Raw genomic sequence first — 12,798 nt, forward strand, 5'->3', positions numbered from 1 at the left:
TAATTTTCCCTATTTTCCCTGCTTATCATACCAGATAAGGATTGGCGATGAAATGGGTTTCAGTGACGGGCGAATGATTTCACACTGAACCCATAGAAGTTCCGGGTATAACATTCATACGTGAATTGTTCGTTGCATTACGCATTAACGTCAATATTTTTACAGGACATGTTTGCTTTTCTTTATTTCACCTTCTAATCTGCGTCTATGGTCCATATATTAAATTGTAAGCGAATTCATTGGAGATTAGAGGAGTGTGAACGACGTCATGATCATTCAAGTCAGTCCGCTGGCAGAAGCAAGACTTACTGAAAAGCTGGGAGATCGACCAGGCTATTTCAAATTGTTTTATGATACCGATGGATGCGGTTGTGACGGAATTGCGGTACTTCTGATCTTGAACGAACCGGATAGCGATGATGTTACCGTAGAAGCTGGGTCGCTTCCCTTTGTAATCAACAAACAGCAGCAGATTTACTTTGAACCCTCTCTGCGTCTGCAATCCGAGCACAGTTTCCCTTCGTTCCGACTTAGCAGTGATTCCATGATCTATGGCAGTAATGTCAAAGTCCATGATTTACGAGATACCGCAGACGTAGCCCCTCAGCCCACTGGATGGTTTGTACGATAAACGTTGAATTAGCACTATAATCAAAACCTCCCAAGCCCATTGTTATGTGGGACGGGAGGTTTTTTTATCAATTTCAATGAGTTTATTAGGCATTATTTTTGTAAACATTTCATTTGAGCTAACGTTTTTCTGTCAGTTTAATGTTATAAGATTACTTCACAAGAATTTCAATTGGTTTCATGGTCATAGAGATATCCGCGGTCATATCCACAATGAGATTTTGTTTCCCTTTCTTGGTTACTATGAACTCATCTTCAACCTCAACCACTTGACCTGATTTAAACTCAGTTACATATCCCACATCCGCATAATTACGCTCCTCGTTACTACCGGAGAAGAAAAAACGAATGATTGGTTCTCCATGAGATACTTCAACTGGTTTAATACCTGTATATTTTAAAGTTCCTTTTACTTTCAGTGCCTCACCCGTACTTATAACAGTTGGTGTGGTTACTTCAAGAACAAAATCAGTTGCTACTACACGTTCAGTAATTGTATCTTCATTTTTTTCTTTTGGTGAACACCCCGCAAATATTGTGGATATCACTAATACCAACATTAAGATGTTATTACTCATTTTAATAATTTCATCTCACCTCTCTCATACTCTAACGAATGATGTATAGAAAGGGTTGCTCAAATTGTTCCTTAATTCCCCTTAAATATCGTTTACTGTTAGTTCAATCATGTATTACACGAATTCAATTAACTTCCTATCTATTTCCGCGATATCACCAATCTCCGATGTACCATCCCAAAGGATAATGGAAGAAGCTTCATCGTTTTCAACAAAATCATCAAGTTGGCACAGTTCACCCATGAACAGAGCTCCATACTCTGTCCGTTCAGGTCCATGAAAACTTGGCTGGAGTCTAAACTTCATTAGCCCTTTGAATTCAGCCGAATCCATATTTTGATTGGTTTCCTCAAACAATTCTCTAATTACACATTGCTCCGCATTCTCTCCAGCTTCAATAATACCACCTGGAAGTTCCCAGTTGTTTCTCCACTTATTATGCATGAATAGATACTTTCCTTGGCACTTCACCACAATTAGAGCATGTGTTAGTGGAGCATCCAGTGTGCTTGTAATGACCTTATCGTACTCGATACGAATAAATTCCAAAAAAATGTTACCTCTTGAATCGGTCATGATTGCCATTTTTACTCCTCCATTTCTTTTGTAACCAAAATAAAAAAACGCGCTAGACCTAAGTCCTGCGCGTTCATATATCACAGGACGGGAAGCGCGAATAGCGTTAACCCATCCCAATTTTTTTAGGAATGAATTAACGCTTTTCATGATGATGAGATTGTTTTAACTCTAAAATTAACATCGACCATTCTCCTAATCATCAATATATGGAAATGATACCCACCTTAGTACTTTAGAGTCAAGTATATAATTTTGCGCAATTACTAACTTTCGTATAATAAAGTATTCACCTTTTTTTTGATTCATGATCTCTCTGTGTGCCATTTTGAAATTTGATGTGAGAGAAGAAGGGAATAAGTAGAATAATATTGAACAACTACATAATCATTAGAATAATCGATGAACATATAAATGAGGTTGGCAAAATGAATAATGATAGAAACTGGACAGTTTTATTTATTGGTGGAGCATCAGGAATAGGTAAATCAAGTATTGCTTATGAGATTGCTCGATATTATGGTGTGAATGTCTTGGAAGTAGATGATGTTCACCTATCCGTAAAAACAGTTACAACAAAGGAGCCATTTCCTGTAATTCATTATCGGGATTCTGATATAGATGGGAAATACTTTGGAGTTGACGGCACGGTAAACTGGCTGATTGATGTCAGCAAAGAAATGGTTCCAGTATTAAAAGAGCTTGCAAACCGGCATATTGAAGATAAATTACCAATCATTATTGAAGGTGATTTTGTCTATCCCGAATTAACATTATCTTTCGATAACCCACAGGTGAAATCAATATTTGTACATGAACCAAATAAAAATCAAATAGTGCAGAATTATTTAGCAAGAGAAGGTGGCGAATTACAACATGATAGAGCTGAAGTAAGTATTTCGTATGGAGAATGGATAGCAGATACCTGTAAGATAAATGGAATTGAATTGATTGAATCAAGACCTTGGAATACTGCTTTAAACAGAGTCATAAAGCGCTTAGTGTAATACAGACATTAGGATAAATTGCTTATTGAACTAACTTTTCCGGCTAGCTTAAGAGTAATTTCACTTTTTAATTGAGTCATCTTTTTAAGGAGTACCGCGGTGCAAACAGATATAACACTGGCTAAGTATAAAAGAGCATATGCTATGGCAGCATAATATGTAAGTTCAGCTTCAATATCGGAGCTTGTAAGAAGCAGAATAATGGAAAAGCCAACAACAAAAACTACAGTACCTACCAGAACATTTTTAATTCTTTCTTTCACATACTCACCTCCCAGGGATTTTTGACAGGTTCCCGACCTGCTATTTTAGCGTTTATAATTTTTCCTCCCTTAGGCTATTCTCGATTGTTATCTAGCCCTTTCCCAAAACAAGTCTTTTGGTTGTATGATTCGAAAAATTCGGAATGAATATCCCGTGTTTTAATAGTGAGTAGATATCCATTTATCGTGTTAGTAATCATTTCAATTTCAAGTACATTGTATGAAGTTATATCCATTTTCGAAATGATCACTTGCTTACTAAGCACTTTTGATAAAGAAGAGGTAATTTGTTTCTTTACATCGTCATTTAAACTTTCAAACTGGAGTACAAGGTTTTCAAGGTCATCCTTGCTATCTTTCATCAAACTGTGGGATTGGATAGCACTATGCTTTGGAGATGAAGACTTGATAGCATAAATCTCAATGATGTCATCCATATTAAATTTACAGTTTTCACCTTCTTCTGTTTCAACAACTAGGTAGCCTTCCTTTAATCCTTTAGCAACACCACGGAAAAATTCATCTCGATTATTAACTTTAAATACTACAGAATGTTGTTCTTTAACTGTCATCTCAATAAATTGTCTCTTATTCATCATATTATGCAATGTGTTCCCCTCCCTTTTAAAGATAAAGTATTCTATATGAGATAGTATGTTATTCCATTGTCCTTACACTAACCTGCCCGTTAGTTCAATAAGTTAGATCAACAGTATCGTCCGGGTCTGAACCAGCTGATCCCCATAATTCCCCCTCAACCTGATAACCGCCACCACTCCATTGAAGCAAGTAGCCTCCAGTACTCATCCCCTGTGTGAAACCTTCTTTACTATTTATCCAATCCAAAGATTCCCCAGGAGCAATCGTTCTAGCGAAATACACTTCACTAGTATCTAAGTGCGTTAAACTAACATTAACTTCATGCCTACTATTGTTTTTCATAAGCAGTTTTATATGTACAGATTCCGGATTTACGGAAAAGGGTTGCTGTACCGTTGCGCCTCCAGAAGCAATAAAGTGGGAGGGTGTACTCTCTTGTTCACTTAAAGAATTAGAAAGGGTTGTACTTTCGGACTTGCTTGATAATACACCAGTTTTTGGATTAGACATATTCTCTTGAGTTTGACTTGTTGAATCACAGGCGGTTACAGTCGCTGTTGTTAAAGCTAATGATATAACAGTAAAAAAAAGTCTCTTTTTCTTCATTACTTCATTCCTCGTATTCTTTTATTAGTTATTCTTAAAACCTATAAGAAGTTCCTCATATTCAACAACGCTATCAATCAATAAAAGTTACACCTGTAATTCGTAAGATGGCGTTGAGTTAACCTGCCTTTAGCTGAACAAAAGCAGCCAATCAGGTTGATCGGCTACTTTCTGGGTTTTATTGAGCCCCCGTATAATTCTACTGTAACAAATGACGACTGATATAATTCGCTACTCCAGTATCATCGAAAACCGAAATGCTTTTCAACTTCCAATAACATCTGATCTTTATTGGACTGAGATGTTCTCATAAACCATTTTATTTGATACTGCTCCGCTTGTTGCAGGTAATGATTCGATGCTTTAACCACCGTGTTTAATGTTTCTTCCCGTGCACGTTGTGGATCTGATAAACTAGGGAACACATCCTCCATGCCTCTCAGATGATCTCGATCCAGATACTCCGCTCGAATTAGGTCATCTTCTGCAAACATATAAACAACTCGGTTGGGGTTAACAAGCTCCCTTAGATAAGCAGGTTCCATAAAAGTATCGACTACGATTGGCTTCTCTTTCCCCATCTGTAACAAATCCAAAATAATAAACTCAACACTTTCATCAAACACGGAATTTAACCAGTGACTTCTATCGTTCCCACGCCCTAAAAAGAACCATTCCCAATCAATGAAGTGTCGAGCTTATTTTCTGATAAATTTATTCCTCGGAATCGCTTTTCACAAAGTAATTACCGTGAGAATAAATCTGTTTGGTATGAGCAGTTAAATGATCTAAGTTATCCACCGTTTCATTTTCGGAAATGAAGGCGTCTTTCGCGGGTACCCTATTAAATGTTCCAAAAGAAGTCGTTATACTACTGACATTTTCTAGAGCTCTATTCATTTCCTCTTCTGATAATTGTACTGCAGGACCAAAATCCGGATAGTTTGGGTTATCCGCTTTAGCATCATCATAATAATTACTCGCATAAATACTTAAAGCAGTCACTGCCGAAACAGTCATTATTAATGCCGTACTGATAAATAATTTTTTCATTGAAGGTCACTCCTCAGTCGTTTCTATAGTTGCATTCATAAATCCATTGCCCTCTAGTTCAACTGAACCTATGTTCCAGTTAAAACAACTAATGATCTGTATACTGCCAAGCGTGAATCGGTGTACCTTTAGTGACTTCACCTGTCAATGTATTGATTTCTAGCGGCTCTACTAAAACCTTCCATCCATTTTCGCTTTTGAAAATTTTATACGGGAGTGGTGGTGACTGTTCGTAGCCTTGTCCTGAATACTTTTGAACTACATAAAATTGAACTTCATCCGTGTTGATTTGTCTGCTTTCCACAATTTCATACCCTGTAGTTGGATTAGTTTTAAGATCCTTTACATATCCTTCTTCACGACTTTTCTCATCCAAATAATTGGTATCTTTAGAATAAAACATCATTCCCTCTACATCTTTAGCAATGTAAGCCTGAAAATACTCCGTTGCTGCTTCCATCGGAGTTTGGGCTACAACTCTTTCCGCAGTTGTAGTCGATGCCACTAAAATAGAACCAGCAACAACACCAGCAAGTAAAAGCGATACTATTCTTTTTCCTTTCATGGATCGAGAACTCCTTTTTAGTGTTCGAGTTAGTAATAATGATCAAATTTTATATAGACCTACTTAGTATAACGCATTGAATTATTGGAAAGTTTTTATATTTATGAGAAATTTGTTTACATCTATCTTTTATCCTCTTTATCCAAACTCTTCTTTACGCCCACCCCACTTAATGTTAGATTTTATAACATATCATTATGAAAGCGAGTGGGTTGAAGATGGATCTGCAACAGTTATTGACTATCCCCATTCTCTCCAAAGCAAAGGTTATTGCCGGGCATCGTGGCCTTGATCGCTTGGTGCAATCGATTAATATTATGGATGCGCCAGATATTGTCCAATTCCTGAAGCCGGGAGATATGCTGCTGACCAACGGTTATATCTTGAAAGATCGTCCCGATGCTCATCTTGGATTCATTACAGACATGCATGCGATTGGTTGTGCGGCGCTTGCTGTCAAGACTCAGCGTTTCTCTCTTGAATTATCTCCGCAACTGCTTGAGACAGCCAACAGGCTGGGCTTCCCAATCATCGAACTGTCCGAGATAGACAATACACTTGGTGAAATATTTCAACATTCGATCAGTGCCATCCTTCAGAACAAAACCCATGAGCTACACTACGCCTTGTCTATTCACAAGCAATTTTCCACGATGGTGATGCAGGGAAAAGGCATACCATCCATCGTAGATACGTTGTCTCAACTGCTATCCTCACCTGTGCTGCTGCTTGGTTCGAAGAAGCAGATTACAGCAAGCTCCCATTATGCACAACAGATGGATGACCAGTCTCTCGCCGCGCCCATACTGACATTTATAGATGAGCACCCTTCCTTCCACACCGCAATCTCGATCTGCCTACTTACTGCTGATAAATATCGACACACCGAGCTTCATCCGATCTTCACAGATCGGCACGAGGGTTATTTGATCGCACTATACGACAGTTCCGCAACCTCCAAGCTGTCCACTCTGGCACTGGAGCAAGCCGTCAATGTGATCGGCCTGGAGTTAACCAAGAAGCAAGCCGTAAAGGAACGCTCCCGCCGTTACAAAAATGAATATTTCTCCGATCTCATTCAAGGCTTCATTCGTTCGGAACAAGAAGCGCTGCACCGCGGCAAAAAATATGGGCTGCAAGCCAAAGGAAGTTCTGTTCTCATGGTTGCCAAAAAGGATGAATCCTTAGCGGGCATACCTAAGCAGAACTCTACTTCCTCCGGGGAAGAGCGGTTCATCTCGGAACGAGACGCTAATTACGAGTTGATTAAGCAGGAGTTCGCCAAATTGGATCTCTCCTTTGTCATGTTCACTAAGAACGACCAGTTCGGCATACTCGTCTTTTTGGCCGAATCGTCTTGGGACGAACACACCGTTGTTCAGCAGCTTGAGCGGATGGCGAGCAATCTGTATACAGAGTCGCAGCTCAGCCTATCCTTCGGCATAGGTAATTCCTACACCAATGTATTGGATATAGGACTCTCCTATAAAGAAGCAGTCAAGGCGCTCCAATCCGGCTATCAGATGCGAAAGACACGCTTCGCTCATTCCTATCAAACCATGGATATAAGCCGTCTGCTGCGCATGATTCCCCACGATGAGATGCTGCAGTTCCATCACGAAACCTTTAAGGCCTTCGCTGACCGAGATCCAAATGAGCGTAACGAGCTTATGAAAACCTTGTCCTCCTTCTATGAGAATCATTGCCAGATCGTTGATACGGCGAAAGAGCTGTTCGTACATCGCAATACAGTGATCTATAGGTTGGAAAAATGCGAGAAACTGACCGGCAGGAACATTAAGGACCCGATGGAGAGCCTGCGCTTCCGACTTGCCTTCGCGCTTGAGTCCCTTTTGAATGTTAATCCAGCTCCTAGTGAAGCTAATCATACGTCTTAAACCGAGAATGTGTCATGTATAATGACACGTTCTTTTGTTTTCTTTTCATATTCGATTCATGTTCAATCTTCATTTGTGCATTTTAACTGATTTAATTCTATTTTTATGTTCAGAGTAACTAATGACAATGATGCAAACAGTCTATATGATTAGGAATATATTCATTAATGTCATGTTAATTAACATCAATTTACATCAAGAAACGAACTACCATCAGGCTGTAGGAAAGGGGCTACCTATCATGGCTATACAAATACAAGGCGTATCCAAATCATTTGTCAGTGCAACCGGAGAAGATATTCAGGTCCTGGCTGAGGTTTCGATGCAAATCAAGAAACAGGAGTTCTTCAGTATCGTGGGACCGAGCGGCTGCGGCAAAAGTACGATTTTTAATATTATCGCAGGTCTGCTTAAGCCAACAAATGGCAAGGTTATCGTCTGTGGCGAAGAGATCGATCAGACCACCGGGCATGTCGGTTATATGATGCAGAAGGACCTCTTACTTCCTTGGAGAAGCATCCTGGACAATGTCACGTTAGGCTTGGAAGTGAAGGGGATGTCCAAAAAGGATCGCAGCGATATTGCCATGGATTATCTGGATCGTTATGGCCTGGCTTCATTCGCAGGAGCCTATCCCTCCACACTATCAGGCGGTATGCGCCAACGTGTAGCCCTCATTCGTACCCTCGTTACCCAGCCCGATATTATATTACTGGACGAACCCTTCTCCGCACTTGATTATCAGACCAGACTCATTCTGGAAGATGAAATCTTATCCATTCTCAAATCCGAGGGCAAAACAGGCGTCCTGATCACGCATGACATTGAGGAAGCCATCGCCATCTCCGACCGTATTGCCGTTATGAGTAAAAGACCAACGACCGTGAAGCAGGTGTATGACATTGGTCTCGCCTCGCAATATGGCTCAGCATTGAAAGCCCGCTCCGACCAGAAGTTCAAGCAGTATTTTGAATCGATCTGGTCAGAGCTTGATATCCAAATGGGGAGGATCAGCTAATGAAGAGCACATCACCTGAAATTACCCTTGCCGGAAAACCTGCTGGAGTTGTGAAGAGCAAACGCAGACAGTCCACCTTCTCCAAAGAATGGCTGATGACGATGCTGTGGCGGTTTATTATTGTAGCGGTCATCCTGGTGATCTGGGAATCCGCCGTTCGTTTCGAGCTGGTTAACGGATTCCTCATGGGATCACCAAGCGCCATTCTTGATGCCGCCATCATGATGGCCAGCTCAGGGCAACTGCTTACAGACGCGTTTGCAACGGTGAATGCCACCGTTATCGGCTTCGTAGCAGGAAGCTTAATCGGCTCATTGGCAGGACTGCTCATGTGGTATTCCAAGTCCGTTGCCCGTGTGCTCGATCCATTCATTGTAGCGATGAACGGTATTCCGAAGATCGCACTCGCTCCCATGATTATCATCTGGTTTGGTTCAGGCATCTTCTCCAAGATTGCTTTGGCCTCCGTAGCAACATTTATCGTAGCGCTATTATCCGCCTACCAAGCGACTCATCAAATCGACGAATCCCAGATTAATCTGATGAAATCCTTTGGTGCAAAAAAATCACAAATTTTCCGCAAAATTATCGTTCCTTCCTCTCTGCCATGGATCATCTCGGCCTTCCGGATCAATATCGGTTTGGCATTGGTGTCTGTTGTAGGTGGAGAATTCATCTCTTCTGACAAAGGACTTGGACATATGGTATTTGTCGAAGGCAACCTGTTCAACCTTCCGGCCGTATGGGTCGGCGTGTTCATGCTTATGCTGGTCGCTATGCTCCTCTACACCTGTGTCGGTTATATCGAATCCCGTCTCCTTCCATGGAATGACAACAAGACCAGCAGCAAATCCACATCTGTATAGCTGACCTACAACGATTAAAGGGGACTGATGACTAATGCGTACATCCAAAAAGATAGCTATTCTAGCAGCGATGACACTTCTATTGACTACACTGCTCAGCGGGTGTGGCAGCAATGCCACAACACCTGCTAACGGCGCAGGTGCATCTAATAGCGAGGGGCAAGCAAATACACAGGTGGACAAAATTATGGTGTCCGAGGTGTATCATAACCTGCTCTACCTTCCCTTGTATGTAGCGAACAACCAAGGATTCCTAGAGGAGAATCGTATTGAGCTATCTTCCATCCGTGCTGCCGGAAGCGGTCCAACAGCATTGTCTTCGGTGATCTCAGGTGAGTCCGCGTTCTCCTTCCACGGTCCTGAGCATGTCGCATTTGCTAATGCAAAGGGCGGAGATGCTCGTTCACTGGTCCTTCTATCGGGCAGTGCTCCAGTATGGGCGGTTGCACGAGAAGGAGTAACCGTGAACTCGACAGCGGATTTCAAAGGTAAAACCATCGTTGTGGGCTTGGCACCTACAAGCTCGAACAGCTTACTGCGGAAACTATTCGCTGACAACAACATCGATATTGACAAGGATGTGACGATCACTGAGGTTCAGAATGGTTCCGAGCTTGGTGCTGTATTAGCCGGCAAAGCTGACATTGCTATCGTTTACGAGCCGCAGCTGGATCAAGGCATTGCAGAAGGGCTGCATATTATCCATGATTTCACGAAGGATTATCCTGACTTTGCTTTTGCAACGATGAATACAACTGCAAACTTCATTGAGAAGAATCCTGATCTCACCCAGCGCTTCGTCACCTCTATTGAGCAAGCTCTGGAATATATTCAATCGAATCCTGAAGGCGCAAAAGCAGTTGCCGTGAAGGAATTCCCGAATCTGGACAAAAACGTCGTGGAGCAAGCGGTACAACGCATGATCGACAGTAAGGTATATCCTGTGGAGGGACTTATCAATGAATCAGCATTCGAGACCGCAATCGATATGCAACGCTTCATCGGCAATCTGAAGGAAGACCTCGCTTACGAGGAGATTATCGATTCAAGCTTCACCACCAAATAGAGAGAAAGGGTGATTACTCTGAACCAGGACGACTATCTCACACACCGCCGTACAGAAAGCGCCAAATATGTGGACGGAGTTATTACAAGCGAGGAACTTGCCCTATTTACAGCGGACTTGGAGCTGATTCGAAACTTCAAGTTGCCAGAAGAAGTAGGTCCCAATCCCCCGCATAGGAGAGTGCCTCTGCGATGATTACGAAACCACTTAACGAGCTGACGATTGCTGAATCCGCAAAATTGATTAAAAACAAGTTGATATCTCCTGTAGAGCTTACAAAATCCTATTTGAATCGCATTGAGAAAGTAGAACCTGCTGTGCAAGCCTTCGTTACAGTCACCACTGAACAAGCCTTGCAAGCCGCAAAAGAGTCTGAGCACAAGCTAATGAATGGCGAATATCTCGGTCCTCTGCATGGCATTCCCTATGGAGCCAAAGACATTATCCATACCGCTGGCATACGCACCTCGGCCGGATCAAGTACCTTTCCAGACTTCGTACCCGGAACGAATGCAACAGTAATTAATAAATTGCAAGCTGCAGGCGCTATCCTGCTCGGCAAGACAACAACGACGGAATACGCCTTTCAGGGAGGAGAACCGCCAACACGCAACCCGTGGAATCTAGAACATACCCCGGGCGGTTCCAGCTCCGGCTCCGCCGCTGCAGTAGCGGCTGGCATGGCTTCCTTCACACTCGGAACACAGACCTTTGGATCTCTGCTTAGACCCGCAGCTTACAACGGATTAACCTGTATGAAACCCACTTACGGCAGGGTTAGCCGTAATGGTGTCATCACAGCCAGTTGGAGCCTGGATCATATTGGCGCCTTCACTCGATCTGCACAAGATAACGCAATCGTTCTGGAAGCGATGGCCGGGCAAGATGAGCTGGACTCCTTCACGCTTCCTTATGGCAAGCCAGACTTAACAAATGCTCTTGAGAATCCTATATCAGGAATGATGGTCGGGCTACCGAGCAGCTTCTTCCAGACTGATGAACCGGCGATCTTGTTAGCGGTAGAGTCGGCAATCGCTGTGCTTGAGAAGCTGGGCATGCAATGGAAGAAAGTTGACCTGCCTTCTTATATGGAAGAAACCATTGCTGCTCATCGTACGGTAATGCGGGCAGAAGCTGCCGCCTTCCATCAGGAACGCTTCGCGGAAGCCTCTGATCGTTACGGTCACACGATGCGGGAGCAGCTTGAACTCGGTTACCAGACGAGTGCCGTTGATTATTTGCAGGCACAACGCATCCGAACGATATTCCGGAGCGAGATGATGATGCTTTTCAATGAAGTAGATGTGTTATTGACTCCATCAACACCATATGTAGCTCCACATGGCTACAAGACAGGCAGCCCAATTTTCAACGGACCGTTCACCAATACGGGTCTACCATCCATCACCGTACCCATCGGGTTCGATACCACCTCAGGGAAGCCATTACCTATCGGCATGCAGCTTGCTGGTCCACTCATGAGAGAAGACCGCCTGTTGTCCATCGCTCATCATTATCAGCAGGCTACGAACTGGCATCAGTTAACACCAAATATACACACTCATTAGGAAAGGAATGACAGCTACGATGTCTACCATCATACATGCAAGTGCAGCACCCAAGTTCCCGCTTCCTTTTTCCCATGCTATCCGCGCAGGAGATTTGGTCTACGTCGCCGGTCAGGTAGGCGTTGATCCACAGACGCTTGAGCCTATCGGAGGTATTAAGGAGCAGACGGAGCAGTGCATTCGTAATATCGAGGTGATCCTGCAAGAAGCCGGACTTACACTCGATCATATCGTGAAGGCAACCACCCATCTGGCCCGAGTGGAGGATCAGCCCGAATACAACGAAGTGTATGCGCGAATGATTAAGCAGCCGTATCCCGCCCGTATTACCGTATTCAGCGGGTTAGGTCCTTATTTAATTGAAATGGAAGTGCTAGCGTATGCGCCTTCCGTCCGAGGAGAGTAGCACATCACCAAAGAGCACCTGTAGCCATAGATGGGCACAGGTGCTCTTTTTATCTAGAAACCCGGTCCTCTTTTGAGAAACGGGTTTCTTTTCGTATT

16 protein-coding genes are annotated in these 12,798 nt (G+C 42.8%); 8 read left to right on the forward strand and 8 right to left on the reverse strand.

The annotated features are described in order from the left end of the window. Window positions 1-256: 256 nt before the first annotated feature. A complete protein-coding gene (locus V6669_RS22705; protein WP_338588190.1) occupies window positions 257-631 on the forward strand; it encodes an iron-sulfur cluster biosynthesis family protein in 375 nt (124 codons plus the stop codon). 151 nt (window positions 632-782) lie between these two features. Here the strand turns inward: V6669_RS22705 and V6669_RS22710 are convergent, their stop codons facing one another. Both V6669_RS22710 and V6669_RS22715 read right to left on the reverse strand, forming a co-directional pair. Further along, window positions 783-1,208 (reverse strand): hypothetical protein, encoded by a 426-nt coding sequence (locus V6669_RS22710; protein ID WP_338588191.1) that lies wholly within the window; start codon window positions 1,206-1,208, stop codon window positions 783-785. 114 nt (window positions 1,209-1,322) lie between these two features. Then, window positions 1,323-1,793, reverse strand: coding sequence for an NUDIX domain-containing protein (locus tag V6669_RS22715; RefSeq protein WP_338588192.1), 471 nt, complete (start codon window positions 1,791-1,793; stop codon window positions 1,323-1,325). Window positions 1,794-2,212: 419 nt separating this feature from the next. Between V6669_RS22715 and V6669_RS22720 the strand changes: the two genes are divergently transcribed. Then, window positions 2,213-2,791, forward strand: coding sequence for a hypothetical protein (locus tag V6669_RS22720; RefSeq protein WP_338588193.1), 579 nt, complete (start codon window positions 2,213-2,215; stop codon window positions 2,789-2,791). 8 nt (window positions 2,792-2,799) lie between these two features. Here V6669_RS22720 and V6669_RS22725 read toward each other — a convergent pair whose 3' ends face one another. From V6669_RS22725 to V6669_RS22750, 6 genes are all read right to left on the reverse strand, one after another. Then, the gene (locus V6669_RS22725) at window positions 2,800-3,054 is read right to left on the reverse strand and encodes a hypothetical protein (protein WP_338588194.1); all 255 of its coding nucleotides are present in this window, start codon (window positions 3,052-3,054) and stop codon (window positions 2,800-2,802) included. Window positions 3,055-3,128: 74 nt separating this feature from the next. Then, window positions 3,129-3,662, reverse strand: a complete 534-nt coding sequence (locus V6669_RS22730; protein WP_338588195.1) for a hypothetical protein — start codon at window positions 3,660-3,662, stop codon at window positions 3,129-3,131. Window positions 3,663-3,747: 85 nt separating this feature from the next. Continuing rightward, window positions 3,748-4,260, reverse strand: a complete 513-nt coding sequence (locus V6669_RS22735; protein WP_338588196.1) for a pilus assembly protein — start codon at window positions 4,258-4,260, stop codon at window positions 3,748-3,750. Between the two features lie 242 nt (window positions 4,261-4,502). Next, the gene (locus tag V6669_RS22740; RefSeq protein WP_338588197.1) at window positions 4,503-4,856 is read right to left on the reverse strand and encodes a hypothetical protein; all 354 of its coding nucleotides are present in this window, start codon (window positions 4,854-4,856) and stop codon (window positions 4,503-4,505) included. Between the two features lie 118 nt (window positions 4,857-4,974). Beyond that, complete coding sequence (locus tag V6669_RS22745) at window positions 4,975-5,313, reverse strand: hypothetical protein (RefSeq protein ID WP_338588198.1); 339 nt, start codon at window positions 5,311-5,313, stop codon at window positions 4,975-4,977. 88 nt (window positions 5,314-5,401) lie between these two features. After that, window positions 5,402-5,878 carry a hypothetical protein gene (locus V6669_RS22750; protein WP_338588199.1) on the reverse strand — a complete coding sequence of 159 codons (477 nt, stop codon included), beginning with the start codon at window positions 5,876-5,878 and terminating at the stop codon, window positions 5,402-5,404. A gap of 218 nt (window positions 5,879-6,096) precedes the next feature. Between V6669_RS22750 and V6669_RS22755 the strand changes: the two genes are divergently transcribed. The 6 genes from V6669_RS22755 (at window position 6,097) to V6669_RS22780 (ending at window position 12,700) form a co-directional block, all read left to right on the forward strand. Continuing rightward, complete coding sequence (locus tag V6669_RS22755) at window positions 6,097-7,776, forward strand: PucR family transcriptional regulator ligand-binding domain-containing protein (RefSeq protein WP_338588200.1); 1,680 nt, start codon at window positions 6,097-6,099, stop codon at window positions 7,774-7,776. Window positions 7,777-8,017: 241 nt separating this feature from the next. Beyond that, a complete protein-coding gene (locus tag V6669_RS22760) occupies window positions 8,018-8,794 on the forward strand; it encodes an ABC transporter ATP-binding protein (RefSeq protein ID WP_338588201.1) in 777 nt (258 codons plus the stop codon). Further along, the gene (locus V6669_RS22765) at window positions 8,794-9,660 is read left to right on the forward strand and encodes an ABC transporter permease (protein WP_338588203.1); all 867 of its coding nucleotides are present in this window, start codon (window positions 8,794-8,796) and stop codon (window positions 9,658-9,660) included. Before V6669_RS22760 ends, V6669_RS22765 begins: the two co-directional genes overlap by 1 nt. Before the next feature lie 34 nt (window positions 9,661-9,694). After that, on the forward strand, window positions 9,695-10,726 hold the full coding sequence (locus tag V6669_RS22770; RefSeq protein WP_338588204.1) for an ABC transporter substrate-binding protein: 1,032 nt from the start codon (window positions 9,695-9,697) through the stop codon (window positions 10,724-10,726). Window positions 10,727-10,917: 191 nt separating this feature from the next. Next, on the forward strand, window positions 10,918-12,294 hold the full coding sequence (locus tag V6669_RS22775; protein ID WP_338588205.1) for an amidase: 1,377 nt from the start codon (window positions 10,918-10,920) through the stop codon (window positions 12,292-12,294). Window positions 12,295-12,313: 19 nt separating this feature from the next. Then, window positions 12,314-12,700 carry a Rid family hydrolase gene (locus tag V6669_RS22780; RefSeq protein ID WP_338588206.1) on the forward strand — a complete coding sequence of 129 codons (387 nt, stop codon included), beginning with the start codon at window positions 12,314-12,316 and terminating at the stop codon, window positions 12,698-12,700. The last annotated feature ends 98 nt before the right edge of the window (window positions 12,701-12,798 follow it).

Source organism: Paenibacillus sp. Y5S-9, assembly GCF_036894235.1.
In the GTDB taxonomy this organism is placed as follows: domain Bacteria; phylum Bacillota; class Bacilli; order Paenibacillales; family Paenibacillaceae; genus Paenibacillus.